General features: G+C 72.4%; 17 protein-coding genes and 1 tRNA gene. 13 read left to right on the top strand and 5 right to left on the bottom strand.

Features of this window, described 5'->3' with window-relative positions; translation table 11 throughout:
• Window positions 1-30: 30 nt before the first annotated feature.
• The 5 genes from ACWD5D_RS09170 to ACWD5D_RS09150 all read left to right on the top strand — a co-directional run bounded on the left by ACWD5D_RS09170 (window position 31) and on the right by ACWD5D_RS09150 (window position 4,476).
• Entirely contained in the window at window positions 31-1,629 is a 1,599-nt protein-coding gene (locus ACWD5D_RS09170; RefSeq protein WP_451372148.1) for a hypothetical protein, read from the top strand.
• Complete coding sequence (locus ACWD5D_RS09165) at window positions 1,626-2,984, top strand: AAA family ATPase (protein ID WP_451372147.1); 1,359 nt, start codon at window positions 1,626-1,628, stop codon at window positions 2,982-2,984. Before ACWD5D_RS09170 ends, ACWD5D_RS09165 begins: the two co-directional genes overlap by 4 nt.
• Window positions 2,985-3,288: 304 nt before the next feature.
• Complete coding sequence (locus tag ACWD5D_RS09160) at window positions 3,289-3,660, top strand: hypothetical protein (RefSeq protein WP_451372146.1); 372 nt, start codon at window positions 3,289-3,291, stop codon at window positions 3,658-3,660.
• Between the two features lie 167 nt (window positions 3,661-3,827).
• Entirely contained in the window at window positions 3,828-4,412 is a 585-nt protein-coding gene (locus ACWD5D_RS09155) for a bifunctional DNA primase/polymerase (RefSeq protein ID WP_451372145.1), read from the top strand.
• Window positions 4,403-4,476: transfer RNA gene (locus ACWD5D_RS09150), tRNA-Lys, on the top strand. The genes ACWD5D_RS09155 and ACWD5D_RS09150 overlap by 10 nt, the downstream gene beginning before the upstream one ends.
• Before the next feature lie 106 nt (window positions 4,477-4,582).
• Here the strand turns inward: ACWD5D_RS09150 and ACWD5D_RS09145 are convergent.
• Window positions 4,583-5,797 (bottom strand): M6 family metalloprotease domain-containing protein, encoded by a 1,215-nt coding sequence (locus ACWD5D_RS09145; protein ID WP_451372314.1) that lies wholly within the window; start codon window positions 5,795-5,797, stop codon window positions 4,583-4,585.
• Window positions 5,798-6,162: 365 nt separating this feature from the next.
• On the opposite strand from ACWD5D_RS09145, the gene ACWD5D_RS09140 reads away from it, so the two are divergent.
• On the top strand, window positions 6,163-7,974 hold the full coding sequence (locus tag ACWD5D_RS09140) for a putative bifunctional diguanylate cyclase/phosphodiesterase (protein WP_451372144.1): 1,812 nt from the start codon (window positions 6,163-6,165) through the stop codon (window positions 7,972-7,974).
• On the opposite strand, the gene ACWD5D_RS09135 is transcribed toward ACWD5D_RS09140, so the two are convergent.
• The 3 genes from ACWD5D_RS09135 to ACWD5D_RS09125 all read right to left on the bottom strand — a co-directional run bounded on the left by ACWD5D_RS09135 (window position 7,953) and on the right by ACWD5D_RS09125 (window position 10,697).
• On the bottom strand, window positions 7,953-9,041 hold the full coding sequence (locus ACWD5D_RS09135; protein WP_451372143.1) for an LLM class flavin-dependent oxidoreductase: 1,089 nt from the start codon (window positions 9,039-9,041) through the stop codon (window positions 7,953-7,955). The genes ACWD5D_RS09140 and ACWD5D_RS09135 overlap by 22 nt on opposite strands.
• Window positions 9,042-9,147: 106 nt before the next feature.
• A complete protein-coding gene (locus tag ACWD5D_RS09130) occupies window positions 9,148-9,879 on the bottom strand; it encodes a maleate cis-trans isomerase family protein (RefSeq protein ID WP_451372142.1) in 732 nt (243 codons plus the stop codon).
• Window positions 9,880-9,890: 11 nt separating this feature from the next.
• Complete coding sequence (locus ACWD5D_RS09125) at window positions 9,891-10,697, bottom strand: maleate cis-trans isomerase family protein (RefSeq protein WP_451372141.1); 807 nt, start codon at window positions 10,695-10,697, stop codon at window positions 9,891-9,893.
• A 172-nt stretch (window positions 10,698-10,869) separates the two neighbouring features.
• Between ACWD5D_RS09125 and ACWD5D_RS09120 the strand changes: the two genes are divergently transcribed.
• On the top strand, window positions 10,870-11,826 hold the full coding sequence (locus ACWD5D_RS09120) for a D-2-hydroxyacid dehydrogenase (protein WP_451372140.1): 957 nt from the start codon (window positions 10,870-10,872) through the stop codon (window positions 11,824-11,826).
• A gap of 16 nt (window positions 11,827-11,842) precedes the next feature.
• Window positions 11,843-13,237 (top strand): amidase, encoded by a 1,395-nt coding sequence (locus ACWD5D_RS09115; protein ID WP_451372139.1) that lies wholly within the window; start codon window positions 11,843-11,845, stop codon window positions 13,235-13,237.
• Here the strand turns inward: ACWD5D_RS09115 and ACWD5D_RS09110 are convergent.
• Window positions 13,212-13,712, bottom strand: coding sequence for a DUF3830 family protein (locus ACWD5D_RS09110; protein WP_451372138.1), 501 nt, complete (start codon window positions 13,710-13,712; stop codon window positions 13,212-13,214). The two genes, ACWD5D_RS09115 and ACWD5D_RS09110, sit on opposite strands and share 26 nt — an antisense overlap.
• A gap of 222 nt (window positions 13,713-13,934) precedes the next feature.
• On the opposite strand from ACWD5D_RS09110, the gene ehuB reads away from it, so the two are divergent.
• The 5 genes from ehuB (at window position 13,935) to ACWD5D_RS09085 (ending at window position 18,014) form a co-directional block, all read left to right on the top strand.
• The gene (gene ehuB / locus ACWD5D_RS09105) at window positions 13,935-14,834 is read left to right on the top strand and encodes an ectoine/hydroxyectoine ABC transporter substrate-binding protein EhuB (RefSeq protein WP_451372137.1); all 900 of its coding nucleotides are present in this window, start codon (window positions 13,935-13,937) and stop codon (window positions 14,832-14,834) included.
• A 13-nt stretch (window positions 14,835-14,847) separates the two neighbouring features.
• On the top strand, window positions 14,848-15,594 hold the full coding sequence (ehuC, locus tag ACWD5D_RS09100) for an ectoine/hydroxyectoine ABC transporter permease subunit EhuC (RefSeq protein WP_451372136.1): 747 nt from the start codon (window positions 14,848-14,850) through the stop codon (window positions 15,592-15,594).
• Window positions 15,591-16,235: an ectoine/hydroxyectoine ABC transporter permease subunit EhuD gene (gene ehuD / locus ACWD5D_RS09095; protein WP_451372135.1), complete on the top strand. Its 645-nt coding sequence runs from the start codon at window positions 15,591-15,593 to the stop codon at window positions 16,233-16,235. The genes ehuC and ehuD overlap by 4 nt, the downstream gene beginning before the upstream one ends.
• Complete coding sequence (gene ehuA, locus ACWD5D_RS09090) at window positions 16,231-17,046, top strand: ectoine/hydroxyectoine ABC transporter ATP-binding protein EhuA (RefSeq protein WP_451372313.1); 816 nt, start codon at window positions 16,231-16,233, stop codon at window positions 17,044-17,046. The genes ehuD and ehuA overlap by 5 nt, the downstream gene beginning before the upstream one ends.
• A gap of 209 nt (window positions 17,047-17,255) precedes the next feature.
• Window positions 17,256-18,014, top strand: coding sequence for an IclR family transcriptional regulator (locus tag ACWD5D_RS09085; protein WP_451372134.1), 759 nt, complete (start codon window positions 17,256-17,258; stop codon window positions 18,012-18,014).
• Window positions 18,015-18,066 lie beyond the last annotated feature (52 nt).

Here is an 18,066-nt window from a genome sequence, read left to right as displayed (position 1 = left end):
CCGCGCCGCGGCCCCCGTGCAGGAGGCCCCGTGTCCCTGATCGCCACGCTCGCCCGTCTGGAGGCCGTCAGCACCGGTCGGGCCCAGCCCGCCGCGACCGTCCGTCATCGCCGGCTGTCCGAGCGCCCGCTGGTGTTCGTGCCGCTCACCACGGCGGGTGAGGCCGGTGCGCCGCTGGGCGCGCTGGTGGGCACCGACCGGGACGCCCCGCGCCTGCTGGTCGTACCGCAGCCCCGCGACCGCGACCTGCGTTTCGCGTTCCTCGCCGACCTGGCCGACGTCGTCCTGCCGTACCTCGACTCCTACGCGCAGGACATCGAGGCGGCCGAGCGCACCGAGACCGACCCGGAGACCGGCAAGCGGGTGAAGGTCGAGGTCGAACTGTGCGCGGACGCGCCCCAGCTGATCGTGCCGAGCCGCGCGGGCATCGACCACGTGCGGCTGCTCGGCCGTTCGACGCGGTTCCGGCGCACCGCCGAGCAGGACCCCGAGACGCCGTACCCGGCACCGCCCCGGGTGCCGCTGCTGGGTCGCTGGCTGACCCACTACGGCGAGCGCGCCCGGGTCCCCGGCTCGTCCCTGCTCCTGGCGCTCACCGAGGTGCTGTCCCGGCACTGGGCGACCGGCCAGTCCGGCCTGGAGGACCAGCACCTGGGCGCGCTGCTGGCCTGGATCGCACCTCCCGGGGACAGCACCGGCGCCGAGGCCGCCCAGCGGGCCGAGCTCGCGCGGGACGCCGACGGCCAGCTGCTGTGCCCGCCGGCCGGCCCGGCCACCGACCCGGCGTTCGACAACAAGCTGCTGGCCCCGGCGATCGAGCGCTACGACCGCGCGCGCGGCGCCCTGGCCGCCGCCGAGGACGCCCTGGAGGCGGACGACCGGCTGGCCACGCTCACCGCCGCCGAGCGGGACATCCGCGACCTGGTCGAGAGCCGTACCCGGCCCACCTGGGACGCGGTGTGGCGGGGCCTGGACCTGCTGCGGGCACTGCCCGAGGGCGCGCACGTCGAGGAGCGCTGGACCCGGGACCGCTGGTCGTTCACGGGCCACCGGGACCGGGTCGTGGCCGGCGAGCCCCCGCAGCCGCGCCGCGACGACGCGGTGACGGCGGCGAACAAGCTGGCCACGCGCGAGCGTGAGCAGGCCCGGCTGGAGGCGCAGGAGGCGCTGGACGACCCGCTGGTGATGGCGGGGCGGCGGCTGTCCGGTGAGGCGTTCGCGGGCGAGGTGACCGAGGTCGTCATGGCGTACAGCGAGGGCAAGCGGCCGAGCCCCCGCCCGCTGGTGACGGTCCGCACCGAGGACCGGCCGCATCTGGCGGAGCGGGCGAAGGTGTACCGCTCGCTGGGCGGCAAACCGCAGGCGGCGGAGTTCGTGGGCCACGAGGGCTCCCCGGACGAGGGCGTTCTGGTCCTGCGGATCGTGGACAAGATGGGCCGGGGCAAGGAGCCCGAGCCCGGTTCGGTGCCGGAGAAGGGCGACGCTATCTGCTTCACCCTCTTCGAGCACGAGCAGCGCGGCGGCGCGAAGCTGCCCGACCCGGAGGACACCCCGTGGACGCACGGCGGCCCGCCCGGCGAGGCCGCGCCGGAAGCCCCCGACACCGTGACCGAGGAGGACCTGCTGTGACGACGGTCGACTTCGACCCCGGAGCCGCTGCCGGCCGCGCCACGGACGCGATCCTCCACGACACCCTGCACGGCACCGAGCGGGGCGTGGTGGTCGACTCCCCGCCCGGCGCCGGCAAGTCCACCCTGGTGGTCCGCGCGGCCCTCGAACTGGCCGAGGCCGGGCGCCCGTTGATGGTGGTGGCGCAGACCAACGCCCAGGTGGACGACCTGGTGCTGCGGCTCGCCGCGAAGAACCCCGAGCTGCCGGTGGGCCGGCTGCACAGCAGCGACTCCGACGCGTACGACAAGGCGCTGGACGATCTGCCGCAGGTGCGCACGTCGGCCAGGGCGGCCGACCTGAGCGGGCTGCCCGTCGTGCTCTCCACCGCCGCGAAGTGGGCGCACGTGTCGGTGGACGAGCCGTGGCGGCACGCGATCGTGGACGAGGCGTACCAGATGCGCTCGGACTCCCTGCTGGCCGTGGCAGGTCTGTTCGAGCGGGCGCTGTTCGTGGGCGACCCGGGCCAGCTGGACCCGTTCGCGATCGTGGGCAGCGAGCAGTGGGCGGGCCTGTCGTACGACCCCTCGGCCTCGGCGGTCTCGACGCTGCTGGCGCACAACCCGGGCCTTCCCCAGCACCGTCTCCCGGTCTCCTGGCGCCTCCCGGCCTCGGCGGCGCCACTGGTCTCGGACGCGTTCTACCCGTACACACCGTTCCGCAGCGGCACCGGCCACGGCGACCGCCGGCTGACCTTCGCCGTCCCGTCGGACGGTACGGGCCCCGACCGGGTGATCGACGAGGCGGCGGAGTCCGGCTGGGGCCTGCTGGAGCTGCCCGCCCGGCACACCCCGCGCACGGACCCGGAGGCGGTGCGGGCGGTGGCGGCGGTCGTACGACGCCTGCTGGACCGGGGCGGCGCGACCGTCTCCGAACTCCCTCAGGCCCCAGCCGGGGGGACCCCCGTCCCGGCCCCGCTCACCGCCGACCGCGTCGCCGTCGGCACGGCGCACCGCGACCAGGCGGCCGCGGTCCGCTCGGCACTCGCGGAACTCGGTGTCACGGACGTCACGGTCGACACCGCGAACCGCCTCCAGGGCCGTGAGTACGACGTCACGGTCGTCCTGCACCCGCTCTCCGGCCGCCCCGACGCCACCGCGTTCCACCTGGAGACCGGCCGCCTCTGCGTGCTTGCCTCCCGGCACCGTCACGCCTGCATCGTGGTGTGCCGCGCGGGCGTCGGTGACCTGCTGGACGACTACCCGTCCACGGAGCCGGTCCAGCTGGGCACCCTGGTGAAGTTCCCGGACGGCTGGGAGGCGAACCACGCGGTCCTGGCCCACCTGGCCGAGCACCGGGTGGCCTGGCGGCCATGACCGACGCCGCCGCCCTTGCCGACGGACGTCGACTGCCGCACCCAGCCGCCGGACGGAGTCCGGCACGCCGCCGGAGGCGGCCGAAGGTCGCAGCCCGGACGGCTGGGAGGCGAACCACGCGGTCCTGGCCCACCTGGCCGAGCACCGGGTGGCCTGGCGGCCGTGACCGGACCTGCGCGCGACTCGGTGATCCCGGCGGTCCGAGGTCCCCTTGCGCACGCGCGAGACAATGGACGGTGGCCCACCTGAGGGGGGTCCACCGGACCCTACGAGGAACCGGACCGTACGAGGAGGAGATGAAGACATGGCGGAGCCCACGCCGCGTCAGAGCCAACCGCGGCTACGCCCCGCGCCCCTGATCTTCGAGCCCGCCGCGGCGGCCGGCGATCCGGAGCATTTCTTCGACCTGGATTCGATCGAGGACCCCCGGGTGCTGCTGTCGCGGGCCACGGAGCTGACTCAGGCGTTCCGCGCGGCGGCGGACCGTGCCGTGGAGTTCCAGGCCATGGCGGCGGCCCAGCTCGCCGACCCCCGCCGGTTCGACCGGCTGACCCCGGCGGACATCGCCGAGCGGGCGGAGTGGACCGAGGACTACGCGAAGCGGATGGTCGAGTTCGGGCGGGACCTGCTGCGGGGGGCGGACACGGAGGGCCGCACGCCGGTCGATCCGGTCTAGGACAGGTCCAGGACCTGATCCGGAAGACGGGAAGAAGGGTCACGGGCCCGCGGGCCCGCGCACCCGGCATATGCCAGGCGGGCAAGGTACTCCTGCCCGCCCGCTCCTGTCCCGGTTTTCCGCAACCCAGCGGAGTCGCGCACGCACCGCCGGTAGACGTAGACGGCATGAGGAGCGCACCGAACGTCACGTCCGCCACCGCCGACGGAGCCGCCTGGCTCGCCTCCGCCGCACCGTATCCGCGCAGCACGTCCGCCCTGTGGGAGGAGCGGCCCGGCGCCCCGGTCGTGCTGCCCTGCGGCGCCGTCTTCGACGTGGTGAGCGCCCCGGCCGTCTTCGGGCGCCGGATGCTGGACCGCTTGTGGGAAGAGGGGCCGGGCTCGGGGCCCGTCGCGGCGCACCGGGGCCGGACGCTGCTGTTCGCCGCTCCGGGCACGGCCCAGCGGCTGCCCTCGCTGCTGACCTGGGAGGAGTGGGGAGGCGCCCACGGCAGCCGTACGGACGCCGTACCGCCGCTGCTGTGCCACGGCACGGGGGACGCGGTGACCCTCCCGGCGCCCGTCGGCGGCGACTCCCGCGCGCCTGGCGACTCCCGCTGGCTGGTCGCCCCGGACACCCGTCACCCCTGGCTGCCGGGCCCCGAGGTGGTGCTCTGGGCGGCCGTACGGGCGGCCCGGGCAGCGGTGCGGATATCGATTTTTCCTCCCGCCGATCAGGATGCTAAGGTCTACGACGTCAGCAGGCGCCGCTAGCTCAGTTGGTTAGAGCAGCTGACTCTTAATCAGCGGGTCCGGGGTTCGAGTCCCTGGCGGCGCACGCGAATGAAAGCGGTGGGCCGGTTTCGAGAGAAGTCGGCCCACCGCTTTCGTATGCCCGGACCGCGCCTCCACGGGCCGCTTCCCGACCGGTGTCGCGGCCCCGTTCACCCGGTCGCCCCCGGCGTGATCTTCACCGTCCACGCCCCGGACGCCGTCCGCCCCTCCACCTCCACCCTGACTCCCTCGCCGGGCACCGTGAAGCTCTCCCCCTGGCCGACCGGGGCGTCGGCCAGGGGCGGGTAGACGGAGTTCTCCCAGCAGGCCTCGGAGTGCGGATGGGCGTCCACCACCTCGACGGGACCGCCGCCGGACTCGGCGCCGCCGCGGACCCGGTAGACGAGGATGCCCTGCCGGCAGGCGGCCCGGTCGTTCCCGGCCGGGCCGCGCGCCTCGAAGGCCAGCACGCTGTCCGGGCCGGTGCGCACGACTGCCAGTTTGGTGCCGTGACCGAGGCCGAAGGCGGGTTCGCCGGCGGTGCCCTGCACCGGGACCCCCGGTCCGGCGGCCAGCGGCTCCAGCGTCAGCCGCGTCGACCCCTCCCCCCGGACGCACACCACCTGGCGCGGATCCAGCCAGCCCAGCTTCCACTTGTGCCACGCGAACAGGTCGGGGGCGAGTCCGAACTGGCTGCCCATCAGGTCCCAGTCACCGACGTAGGTGTCCCAGTCGCCCTTGCCGTCGACCGGGCGGTGGTAGAGGTCCGGGAGGTCGAAGACATGGCCGGTCTCATGGGCGAGAACCAGCCGGTCGGGCGGGTGCTTCTCGAAGACCGTGACGACCCGGCGCACGTCCGTGCCGTCCACGCGCATGGGGGTGTCGAGGTTGACGACCTTCGTGGCGTCCGAGTCCACCCCGGGCGCGTCCGGGTCGGCGACGAAGTAGACGACGGGGTAGCGCGAGAAGTCGACCTCCTTGTCGGCGACGGCGAACGCGTCGCTCAGGTAGTCGGCGCGGTCGGCGGCGCTCCAGTCCCGCTTCATGGAGTACGAGGACGAGGAGTGCGGCATGCGCAGCCAGTGGTTCAGCGGGTGCGGGCGCAGGGTGAACCGGCCGTAGGAAGCCTGTGCGAAGAAGCGGCTGGTGGCGGGGAAGTGATCGGCGGTCAGCTCGGCCGGTGTGGTGTGCGGGGTGGCGTCCGGGAACGACAGGAAGATCATGACGGCGTCGAGCGAGCCGACCGGACGGGTGTAGGCGGGGTTCCAGTTGTCCACGCCCTCCGAGTGGTGGGCCTCGGTGCGGTGCAGCGCGCACGGGGTCGTCGAGAAGGGCTCGGCGGCCGACGGGCCGGAGAGGATCGAGGTCGCGGCGAGCGCCGACATCGTGGTGACCACGGCGGCGGTGCTGCGCAGCTTGGGCACGGAAGGACCTCCGGATGCGGTTCGCGGGACACCACCTCCAGGTTGTGGTTGCTTGACGCGCTTTGCCCTGTTTGTCTGAACCAGAAGGGTGAGTACGGCCGTTTGTGCTCCGGCGCGCATCGGCGAACGACACCCCGAACCACTTACGGAACGTCACAACTGGTCGGGGGCTCGTGGAGCCCGTCCAGGTGTGGGCAGAAACGGTCTGTCAGAACCGTGGGCCGGTCGGGGACACTGGTTGGTGGCTGGAAGGGCCGGGGGCCACCCTCTATGATCGGCACACTTTCCGGCACGGACAGAGATCGAGTGCACTGCGGGAGCGAGCGGTGAGCGCAACGTCCGAAGGACCGACGCCCGTGGCAGACCTCGACCGGTCAACCGTCACAGACGGTGACCGGTCTCCCTATCACCATGTCTTCACAGCCGCCCCGCTCGCCATGGCCGTCGTGGACCGCGAGGGGCTCGTCGTCAGCGCCAACCCCGCCTTCGCGGAACTGCTCGGCACCGGCGTCGAGGCGCTGACCGGCCGGGTCGCCGCCGACCTGGTCGACCTGGCCTCCGACGCCCGTACCTGGCACGCCTACCGGGAGGTGCTGCGCGGCCGGCAGGCGAAGCTGCGCTGCACCCGGCGGCTCAAGCACCCCGACGGGAACTCGCTGTGGGCGCAGGTCACCGTCGCCCCGCTGGCCGAGGGCGAGCCGGGTGTCCTGCTCTCGGTCGCCGACATCAGCGCCCGCCGTGAACTCCAGGCGCGGCTGCGGCACTTGCAGATGCACGACCCGGTGACCCGGCTGCCCAACCGCACCCTGTTCTTCGAACGCCTGTCGGCCGCGCTGGAGGCCGATTCGTACGAGCGGAGCGGCACCGGGCGGATCGGTCTGTGCTATCTGGACCTCGACGGATTCAAGGCCGTCAACGACACCCTCGGCCATCGCGTCGGCGACCGGTTGCTGGCCGCCGTGGCCGAGCGCCTCACCCGGGTGGCCGACGAGGCCGGGTACGCCCGCACCGGCACTCCTTTGGTGGCCCGGCTCGGCGGTGACGAGTTCGCCCTGCTCGTGGAGGACTCCACCGGCACCGAACAGGTCGCCGACCTCGCGGAGTCCGCGCTGAGGGCCCTGGAGGAGCCCTTCGACCTGGCCGGGCAGCGGCTGTCGCTGACCGCGTCCATCGGGGTGGTGGAGCGGCACGCGGCCGGCACCACCGCCACCGGCCTGATGCAGGCGGCGGACACGACGCTGTACTGGGCGAAGGCGGACGGCAAGGGCCGCTGGACCCTGTTCGACCCGGAGCGCAACGCGCATCTGGTGACCCGCCAGGCACTCGCCTCCACCCTGCGCCCCGCCATCGAGCGCGGTGAGTTCACCCTGGAGTACCAGCCGTTGGTGGGCATGGAGGACGGCCGGCTGAGCGGGGTCGAGGCGTTGATCCGCTGGAATCATCCTCAGTTCGGCACACTGACGCCGAATCGGTTCATCGGACTGGCCGAGGAGGACGGTTCGATCGTCCAGCTCGGCCGCTGGGCGCTGATGACCGCCTGCCGGCAGGCCCGGCGCTGGCAGCTGGACCGCCCCGCCGAGCCGCCCATCTTCGTCAGCGTGAACGTGGCCGTACGGCAGGTGTGGGACTCCGACCTGGTGGCGGACGTGGCGAAGACCCTGGCCGAGACCGGGCTCGCTGCGCACCTGCTCCAGCTGGAGCTGACCGAGTCGGCCGTGATGGGGTCGGCGGGCGGCCCGCTGCAGGCCCTCCAGGCCCTCAGCGACATGGGCGTGCGGATCGCCATCGACGACTTCGGCACCGGCTACTCGAACCTGGCGTACCTGAGCCGGCTGCCGGTGAAGGTCCTGAAGCTGGACGGTTCCTTCGTGCGCGGCTTCCAGTACGAGGAGACAGCGGCGCCCAAGGGGGTGCCGCCCAATCCGGCCGACGAGGTGATCGTGGAGGCGATGATCCAGCTGGCCCACCGGCTCGGCCTCACGGTCACCGCGGAGTGCGTGGAGACCTCGGCGCAGGCCTCGCGGCTGCGCCGGATCGGCTGCGACACCGGGCAGGGCTGGCTGTACTCCCGTCCGGTGCCGCCGGACCGTATCTCCGAGCTGCTGGGCGTGCGGACCTACGCGGCCGGCAAACCGTAGGCGTCCGCGACCAGGGTGTAGGAGCGCAGCCGCACGTCGCCGCGGTGCGCGTGCGAGGTGAGCATCAGCTCGTCGGCGCCGGTGCGCTTGTGCAGGTCGTCCAGGCCGGAGCGGACCTCGTCCGCCGTGCCGTGCACGACGTTCGCGGACCAGGAGGCCACGAACTCCTCCTCCATCGGGCTGAACTCGTGGGTCTCCACCTCCGCCGGGTCGGGGAAGAGACCGGGGCGGCCCATGCGCAGCCGCAGCATGTTCAGCGCGGCCGCCCGCACCTGCCGGCGGGCCTCGCGCTCGTCGTCCGTGGCGAGCGCGGAGACACCGATGAGGGCGTACGGCTCGGCCAGCGCCGCGGAGGCCCGGAAGGTCTGCCGGTACAGGTCGAGGGCCGGGATGGTGTTCTGCGCGGAGAAGTGGTGCGCGAAGGCGAAGGGCAGCCCGAGCAGACCGGCGAGGCGGGCGCTGAAGCCGGAGGAGCCGAGCAGCCAGACCGGCGGCCGGTGCGTGGACTGGACGCCGCCCGGGGCGGTGCCCTGGACCGGGCCCGGGATCGCGTGGATGCGGGCGTAGGGGTGGCCGTCGGGGAAGTCGTCGTCGAGGAAGCGGGTGAGTTCGGCCAGCTGCTGCGGGAAGTCGTCGGCGCCCTCGTTCAGGGTGTCGGTGCGGCGCAGGGCGGCGGCGGTGGCCCCGTCGGTGCCCGGCGCGCGGCCGAGGCCCAGGTCGATCCGCCCCGGTGCCATCGCCTCCAGCGTGCCGAACTGCTCGGCGATCACCAGGGGGGCGTGGTTGGGCAGCATGACGCCGCCCGAGCCGAGCCGGATGCGGTCGGTGTGGGCGGCGAGGTGGGCGAGGATCACGGCCGGGGAGGAGGAGGCGACCCCGGGCATGGAGTGGTGCTCGGCCACCCAGTACCGGTGGAAGCCGCGCCCCTCGGCGAGCCGCGCCAGCTCCACGCCGGTGCGCAGGGCGTCGGTGGCCGTGCTCCCCGCCCCCACGGTCACCAGATCCAGCACGGAGAGGGGGACGGGCGCGGTTCCGTGCGTCGTCCCCCGGATCTCGTCTGCCGCCACGGTCTGTGCCTCCTGTTTTCGGCGCGGGCTGTCCTTCGAGGTGCTAACAGGAGGCTGCCTCCGGTTATTCCGGTGAAGGGCCCAGCGCTGTTCCGCCCGGCCGCGACTACATCTGCACCAGCGGTTCCCTGGTGAACAGAGTCCCCAGGGAGGGCGCGTTCACGCGCCGGTCGGCCAGCCTCAGGCCCTCCCAGACGGAGACCTGGTTGGCGGTGAGCACCGGCTTGGACAGCGCCTTCTCCAGCAGCCGCAGATGCGCGACCGTGTGCAGCGCGGTGTCCGGCAGCAGCACGGCCTGCGCCCCGGACACGTCCGCCGCCCTGGCGAGCGTCAGCACCTCCTCCTCGCCCCACGTGCCCACCTCGGCGGCCGTGACGATGCCGGACGACCGCACCGCCATCACCTCCAGTCCCCCGGCCCGCAGGAAGTCCGCGAAGAGCGCGGCCACGTCCTGCGGGTACGTCGCCCCCACGGCGACCCGCCGCACCCCCAGCTCCCGGGCCGCGTGCACGAAGGCGAAGGACGTGGAGGAGGCCGGCATCCCCGCCAGCCGGGCCAGCGCCCGCACCTGCTCCTGCGCGCCCTCCCAGCCGTACACGAAGCTGCCGCTGGTGCACGCCCACACCACCGTCTCGGCCCCGGACAGCCGCAGCTGCTCCATGCCCGCGGCCAGCCGCCGGGTGGAGCCCATCTCCAGCAGCGCGTCCACCCGGTGCGCGTCCTCGCCGATGTCGGTGTGGACCAGGTCCACCCGGATGTCGCTGCCCAGGAGCTGTTCGATGCGCGGATAGTCGTCCTCGCCGGAGTGGCCCGGGTAGAGGAATCCGAGTGCTGTCATGGCGGCCCTTCTCAGTGGTCCTGCGTCTCTTCCGGTTCCTGCGTCTGTGCCTGCGCCGGCAGGGCAGGCCAGTCACGCGCCGATTCGTCGAGCAGCGCCTGGTACGGCCCCACAGCCTGGGTACCCAGGCGGCGCAGGGCGGCCCACATCGTGACCTGGTTGGCCGAGAGGACGGGTATGCGCAGCTCGGCCTCCAGCTGCGGGATGACGTCGTAGGTGGGCAGGTTGGTGCAGGAGATGAACAGCGCGTCGGCGCTCCCGGGCCGCACGGCGTGCCGGGCCATCCGGACCACGTCCCGGTACGGCACCTGCCAGATGTGCCGGGTCAGCCCCATGTAGGCGCGGCCGGTGACCCGTACGCCGGCCTGGGCGATGTACTTCTCCAGCGCCCGGGTCACGGACACGGTGTACGGCGTGACCAGCGCGACCCGCTCGCACCCCAGCTCCGCCAGGGCCTCCAGGAGCGCCCCCGAGGTGGTGACCGCGGGCAGCGTGCCCCCGGCCCGGCTCATCTGCTCGCACATCGCCCGCTCGCCGGCGATCCCGCCGACGAAGCTGCCGGAGGTGCAGGCGTAGGCGACGACCTCGGGGGCGACGGCGCTCAGTGCCCGCACGGCCTCCCCCAGCGTCTGGTGCTCGCTGACCAGCCGGGCCAGGTCCAGGCTCACCTCGACCGGCACGAACGGGGTCCGGGTCAGATGCAGCGAGACGTCGTCGGGCACCCAGCGCCACAGCTCACGGTCGAGGGCGAAGTCAAAAGGGGCGACGACACCGACACCGCGCTGGGGGCGGGGGCCACCGAGAAAGGAAACGTCCATGGCAGGCACCGGCCTCTTGCTGAAAAGGAACCGAAGACGAACGGAAAAGGAGTTGGCAACGGATCGTGTGTACGCCCGTGTTGACGAAGGTAGGTTCGGGTGCGAGCGTGGTCAATCCGTGCATGTCAGACACCCTGCCCGCGCCCGTGTATCCGGGAGGAACGACCTGCCGATGCCCATCCCGACCCGCCCCACCCTGCTCGTGCTGGACGCCGACCCGCCGCCCCGGCTCGGCCGTCTCACCGGGCGTGCCCGGATCCTGCACACCGACGCGGCAGGCCTTGCCGAGCGGCTGCCGGAGGCGGACGTGCTGCTCGTGTGGGACTTCACCTCGCACGCCGTCCGCGAGGCCTGGCCGGGCGACGGGCCGCGGCCGCGCTGGGTGCACACGGCGAGCGCCGGTGTCGATCACCTGATGGGACCTGAGCTGGCCGCGTCCGACACGGTGGTGACCAACGCGCGCGGGATCTTCGACCAGCCGATCGCCGAGTACGTGGCCGCGCTGGTTCTGGCCGTCGCCAAGGATCTGCCGCGCACCCTGGAGTTCCAGCGGGAGCGCACCTGGCGGCACCGGGAGACACGCAGGGTGGCGGGCACGCGCGCGTGCGTGGTCGGGTCCGGGCCGATCGGCCGGGCGATCGCGCGCACGCTGAAGGCCCTGGGTGTGACGACGGCACTCGTGGGCCGGGCGCCGCGCACCGGCATCCACGGCCCGGCCGACCTGGACCGGCTGATCTCCCGCGCGGACTGGGTGATCGCCGCCGCGCCGCTGACCGAGCAGACGCACGGCATGTTCGACGCCCGCCGGTTCGGTGTGATGCAGCCCTCGGCGGTCTTCGTGAACGTCGGGCGCGGTCAGCTGGTCGACGAGGACGCCCTGGCCGAGGCGCTGCGGCGGCGCTGGATCGCGGGTGCGGCCCTGGACGTGTTCACCGCCGAACCCCTGCCCTCGGACAGCCCGTTGTGGGGGCTTCCGGGGCTGATCGTCTCCCCGCACATGAGCGGCGACACGGTCGGCTGGCGGGACGAACTGGGCAAGCAGTTCGTGGAGTTGTACGAGCGCTGGGCGGCGGGCAGATCTCTGGTGAACGTGGTCGACAAGAAGCGTGGATACGTACCGGGCCATTGACCCACCAGGAGGGTGCATGCAGCTCACCGACCTGACCGCCGTACAACTCCTCGACGGCTACCGCAAGGGCGAGTTCAGCCCCGTGGAGGCCACCGCCCAGGTACTGGAGCGGGCACGACGGGTACAGCCGGAGGTCAACGCGTTCACACGGTTCCTCGAGGAGGACGCCGCGGCGCGGGCGCGGGAGTCGGAGGAACGGTGGCGGCGCGGCGAGCCGGCCGGGCTGCTGGACGGCGTACCGGTGACGGTGAAGGACCTTCTGCTGCTGCGTGGCCACCCGACCCCGCGCGGCTCGAAGGCCGTCTCCGAGCAGGGCAGTTGGGACGAGGACGCGCCGTCCGTGGCCCGGCTGCGCGAGCACGGCGCGGTGTTCGTCGCCAAGACCACGACACCGGAGTTCGGCTGGAAGGGGGTCACGGACTCCCCGCTGTGGGGGGTGACCCGCAACCCGCACGACCCGTCCCGTACCGCGGGGGGTTCCAGTGGCGGCAGCGCGGTGGCGGTGGCCGTCGGCGCGGGTCCGCTGTCACTGGGCACGGACGGCGGGGGCAGTGTCCGTATCCCGGCCGCGTTCTGCGGGATCTTCGGGCTGAAGCCGACCCACGGCAGGGTGCCCGTGTATCCGGCGAGTCCGTTCGGCACGCTGTCGCACGTCGGGCCGATGACCCGGGACGCGGCGGACGCGGCGCTGATGCTGGACGTCATCGGCGTGCCCGACGCCCGCGACTGGTCGGCGCTGCCCCCGGCGCCGGGGTCGTTCGCGGGGGCGCTCGGGGGTGGTGTGCGCGGGCTGCGGGTGGCGTACTCACCGTCGTTCGGGGGGCAGGTCGCGGTCCGGCCGGCGGTCGCTGCGGCCGTGCGGCGGGCCGTTGCGGGGCTCGCGGACCTCGGCGCGTACGTCGAGGAGGCCGACCCGGACTTCAGTGATCCGCTGGAGGCGTTCCACACCCTGTGGTTCAGCGGTGCGGCCCGGCTGACCCAGCGGCTCTCCCCGCAGCTGCGGCAGCTGCTGGACCCCGGCCTGCGGGAGATCCGCGCCCAGGGTTCCCGCATGAGCGCGCTGGAGTATCTGGCCGCGCTGGACGTCCGCATGGACCTCGGCCGGCGGATGGGCCGCTTCCACGAGCGGTACGACCTTCTGGTGACACCGACCCTGCCACTGACCGCGTTCGAGGCGGGTGAGGAGGTGCCGAAGGGGTCGGGCCTGCGGCGCTGGTCGGGCTGGACGCCGTTCACGTACCCGTTCAACCTGACGCAGCAGCCCGCGGCGACGGTCCCCGTGGGCGCCGATGGCGACGGGCTGCCGGTCGGGATGCAGATCGTCGCGGCCCGGCACCGGGACGATCTGGTGCTGCGGGCCGCGCACGCGCTGTACGGGGCGGACCTCACCCTCCCGCTCGCCGGAAGCTGAGCGTCTCCCCCGCCGCCCCGGTGCGCCAGAGGTCGTTACAGGCCTCGGCCATGCGGTCGAGGCCGTCGACCACCTCGCCCCAGACGATGCCGGGCACCCAGCCCATGTCGCCGTTGAGCAGGAGGTTGTTGCGCTCGTAGAAGAGGGCGAGGTCGACGACGGTGGTGCCGGGGCGGACCTCGCGGTCGTAGCCGTAGGCCTTCGTGCCCAGTTCGGAGCCGGCGAAGGAGAAGTAACAGAGGTCGCCGGGGATCGGGGTGACGGTCGGGTTCTCCAGTGGGGGTTCGGCGGGGGCGAACGGCGGGAAGAGGGCGTAGATCTCGTTGCGCGCGTACTTCGCGTGGTAGACGTCGCCGCTCAGGGGCAGCGCGTCCCACACCGCGGCGCAGGTGAGCGGTGCCCGGTCGTCCAGCAGGCGTGCCGTGCAGCGGACTCCACGCGCGTCGAGCGCGACGTCGACGAAGCGGTCTGCCATTGCCTCTCCTCCCGTTCCTCCCGTCTGCGCGGGTGCGCCTGCCCGTTCCGCCGCGTCTCAACCGCCCCGCGCACCGCCGGGAATTGGACACGGAGCAGGCTCGCGTAGATCACGGTTGCGTTACGCCCCTCAGTCTCACCGCATAGTTCACGGAGATCGGGCAGGCGCCACCACTGGTTTACGGCCAGACCTGGCAAGGCTCTCCCTGGAGGTTGCGCGTCCATGTCCGAGTTCCCGAACCTGTCCCGCCGGGGCTTCCTCACCAGGAGCGCGGCCGTCGGAGGTCTGCTCACCGTCCCCGGTCTCCTGACCGCCTGCAGCAAGACCGACACCGGCGCCGACGGGGCCTCGAAGCTGGACCAGCTCAAGAAGCAGGGCTATGTGCGGGTGGCCTACGCGAACGAGGCCCCCTACGGCTACGAGGAGAACGGGAAGCTGAAGGGCGAGGCGCCCACCCTGCACCAGGAGATCTTCAAGGCGCTGGGCGTCGGCGAACTGCGCCCGACCTTCTCGGAGTGGGACGGCCTGATCCCCGGTCTGCAGGCCGGCAAGTACGACGTCATCAGCGCCGGCATGGCCATCATCCCGGACCGCTGCGCGAAGGCGCTGTTCTCCGAGCCCGAGTTCATCTCCCCCACCGCGATGATGGTCAAGAAGGGCAACCCGAAGAAGCTGACCGGCCTGGCATCGCTGAAGAAGGCCGGGGCAAGCGTCGGCGTGATGTCGGGCGCGGTCGAGAAGAGCTACGTCACCGCCGCGGGGATCTCCGAGGGCGGCATCAGAACCCTGCAGAAGCCGCAGGACGGGGCGGACGCGGTCAAGAGCGGCCGGATCGACGCCTTCGTGCTGACCGGCATCTCGCTGCGCTGGCTCGCCAAGACCAACCCTCAGGTCGAGGTCACCGACTCGTTCGTGCCGGTGGTCGGCGGTGTGAAGCAGTACAGTCCGGGCGGCGCGGTATTCCGCAAGGGCAGCGAGGAACTGCGGGACGCCTTCAACGCCCAGCTGAAGAAGATCACTTCGGACCCGGCGCAGTACGTGAAGCTCATCGGCCAGTACGGCTTCGGCCAGGACACCATCCCGCCGGCGAGCCTGAAGACCGCCGACCTGTGCAAGGCCTGACGGGGCCCCGCGCATGAGCGGTTTCTACTCCTATTTCTTCGGCCACATCTCCCAGGTGTGGTCCGGTCTCGCCGTCACGGTCGAGGCCACGGTCCTCGGTTCGGTCCTCGCCCTGGCCCTGTCCTTCGTGTTCGGCTTCATGGCGAACAGCAGGCCGGTGCTCGTACGGGGCACGTCCCGGGTCGTCGTGGAGTTCTTCCGCGGCACCTCGCTGTACGTCCAGCTGTTCTGGCTGTATTACGCGTTCCCGCTGCTGGCCGGGTACCAGCTCACCCCGCTGCTGTGCGGCGTGGTGGCGTTCGGCATGAACTACGGCGCCTACGGCTCCGAAGTGGTGCGCGGCGCGCTGAACGCCGTACCGCGGGCGCAGTGGGAGGCGGCGGTCGCGCTGAACATGACGCCGGCGCAGCGCATGCGCCGGGTGATCCTGCCCCAGGCCTGGGCGCAGATGATCCCGCCGTTCACCAACCTGCTGATCCAGCTGCTGAAGAGCACCCCGCTGCTGTGGCTGATCTCCGCGGCGGACCTGACGACGGTGGTCCAGCAGATGCGTGACCGCACGGGCGCGACCACCTGGGCCTATCTGACCCTGCTGGTGATGTACTTCGCGCTCGCCTACGCGCTGACCCTGGCGATGAACGCGCTGGAGCGGCACGCCAGGGCCAGGCTCGGACAGCGCACGGGCGCCCGCAGCCTGCTGCGCGGCCGCAGCGCCCAGTCGGCGGAGCGGCCCGAGATGACCGCCGGAGGTGCCCTGTGAACTACGACTGGGACTGGGGTGCCGTCCGGGACTCGTTCCCTCTGCTGTGGGACGGGTTCCTCACCACCCTGCTGGCCACCGTGCTCGGCACGCTGGTGGCCGCCGTGCTCGGGCTGGTCGTCGCCGTCGCGGGCCGGGCGCCGACCCGGCTGGTGACCGTTCCGGTCCGGGTGGTCACCGAGTTCGTCCGGTCGACCCCGCTGCTGGTGCAACTGGTCGGCGCCTACGCCGTCTTCAACACGGTGCGGCCGCTGACCATCGGGATCGCCGTGCTCGGCATCCACTACGCCGCCTACCTGTCGGAGGTGTACCGGGCGGGGATCGACGGGGTACCGAGGGGCCAGTGGGAGGCCTGCCGGGCGCTGTCGCTGTCACCGCGCCGCACCTGGCAGGCGGTGGTCCTGCCGCAGGCCGTGCGCGGCGTGCTGCCGGCGCTGGGCAACTACGCCATCTCCATGTTCAAGGAGACCCCGTTCCTGGCCGTCATCACGGTCACGGAGATGGTCGCCCAGGCCCGGGAGTACGGCGCGGACCACTTCACGTACGCCGAGACGTTCACGCTCGCGGGCCTGATCTTCCTGGCGGCCAGTTATCCGACCTCGCTTCTGATGAGAAAGCTGGAACAGCGCCTTGGCCATTGACCCTCTGCAGAAGCCGACCCCCCAGGACGGCACCCCGGGCCCGCCCACCGACCTGGTGCGCTTCGACCACGTGGTCAAGCGCTTCGGCGACCATGTCGTCCTGGACCGGCTGGACTTCGCTGTACAGCGCGGCAAGCACGTGACCCTGATCGGGCCGAGCGGCTCCGGCAAGACGACCATCCTGCGGCTGCTGATGACCCTGGAGCGGGTCAGCGACGGCGTGATCTGGGTGGACGGCGAGCCGTTCTCCCACATGCGCGGCCCGGACGGCGAGCTGAAGCCGGCGAGCGAGAAGTACCTGCGCGGGGCCCGCCGGAAGATCGGCATGGTCTTCCAGCAGTTCAACCTGTTCCCGAACATGAAGGTGTTGCAGAACATCACGGAGGCGCCGGTCAGCGTCCTCGGGCTCGACAAGGAGGAGGCCGAGCAGCGGGCGCGCGAGCTGCTCGACCTGGTCGGGCTGTCCGACAAGGTCGACGCGCACCCCTCGCAGCTCTCCGGGGGCCAGCAGCAGCGGGTGGCGATCGCGCGGGCGCTGGCCATGCGCCCGGAGATCCTGCTGCTGGACGAGGTGACCTCCGCGCTCGACCCGGAGCTGGTCGCGGGCGTCCTCGATCTGCTCAGGGACATCGCCCGCTCCACGGACATCACCATGCTGTTCGTGACCCACGAGATGGGTTTCGCCCGGGACGTCTCCGACACGGTGATGATGTTCGACTCGGGCCGGGTCATCGAGGCGGGCCCGCCGGAGAAGATCTTCAGCGATCCGGAGCAGGAGCGCACCCGGGAATTCCTGAGCGCGGTGCTGTGACTACGAGGCGTGAAGGCCGAAAGAGCCGAGGTCCGAACACTGGATGATGACTCTGGCATATGCCGGAAGGTCTCCGTCCCAGATGGGAGGGGGCGGCGCCGGCACAATCTCGCCAACCCCCTCTCCCCGGAGGGCCTTTGCCCGTTATCGTGGTACCGATCCGCAGACCGGATCTCGCGGCCACAGACAGGCGAGCGCAGGGGGAAACCGTGGCGCTGATGCACGAGCCGACCGCCCCGTACCACTCGGCCCAGGACGCCCTGCGCATACTGGAGACCGTGGCCCGTCACTCCGCCGGCATCACGGACACCGAGCTGGCGCGTGACACCGGCCTGAGCGCCGAGCGGCTGACCGCGCTGCTGCGGATGCTGCGCCGCGAGGGCTACGTCGAGCAGATCACCGACGGGGCGTACGTCACCGGTGACACCCTGCGCCGGCTCACCTCGGCGCACGACCGCGAGCGGGCCCTGCGCGAGAAGCTCCAGCACACCCTGGACCGGTTGCGGGACTCCGTCGGCGCGGCCGTCTACATCAGCCGGTACGTGGACGGCGAGGTCCGGGTCACCCAGTACGCCGCCGGTCCGGCCACCCCGGCGGTCAACGAGTGGGTCGACTTCCGCTGCTCCGCGCACGCCACCGCCGCCGGCAAGAGCCTGCTGACCCAGCTGGACCACAACGCCCGCCGCGACCACCTCTCCCGGCACAAGATGCCACGCCTCACCTCGCGCACCATCACCAGTGACAAGCTGCTGCTCTCCCGTCTGGAGGCCCAGCCGCCGACGGTGCCCGTCCTGGACCTCCAGGAGTACGCGGTCGGCACGGTCTGCGCGGCCGTCCCGATCACGGCCGGCTCCTCGGTCGGCTGCCTGGCCCTGTCCCTGCCGGTGGAGCACGCGCACCGGCTGAAGCGGGCCGCGGACACGCTCAACCGCAGCGCGGCGCCGCTGCTGCTGTCCCTGACCCTCTAGCCGGGCGTCCGGTGGTCACGAGCACCCTCTCGGACCGGGTATTATTTTTCTC

The sequence above is a fragment of the Streptomyces sp. NPDC002520 genome, assembly GCF_053595235.1.
Note: the sequence above shows the minus strand (reverse complement) of the source record. Positions and strands in the feature narration are given on the sequence as shown.